This is a genomic window from Paraburkholderia sp. SIMBA_027 (genome assembly GCF_046535315.1).
GTDB classification, from domain to species: Bacteria; Pseudomonadota; Gammaproteobacteria; order Burkholderiales; family Burkholderiaceae; genus Paraburkholderia; species Paraburkholderia tropica.
Map to the genome: position 1 here is coordinate 1 of NZ_JAWRWY010001426.1, position 243 is coordinate 243.

Genomic DNA, 243 nt, shown 5'->3' on the forward strand with positions numbered 1-243 from the left:
TTTCTTGACGGTCAGTGGATAATAGGTGCCGCCTTTTACCGTCGCATCATTGGCGACGATGACGCACTCACGACCCGAGACCCGGCCGATGCCGGTGACGATGCCGGCGGCGGGAACGGGTTCGTCATAGACCTCATAAGCTGCGAATTGCGAAAATTCGAGAAATGGGCTGCCGGGATCGAGAAGCGCCTCGATCCGGTCCCGCGCGAGCAACTTGCCGCGTGAGAGATGCCGTTCGCGTGC

At 60.5% G+C, this 243-nt stretch carries 1 protein-coding gene; it reads right to left on the bottom strand.

The window, feature by feature from the left end; all coding sequences use genetic code 11:
• A partial coding sequence (locus SB764_RS43895) for a carboxyl transferase domain-containing protein (RefSeq protein ID WP_410867296.1) occupies positions 1-243 on the bottom strand: 243 nt, incomplete at both ends.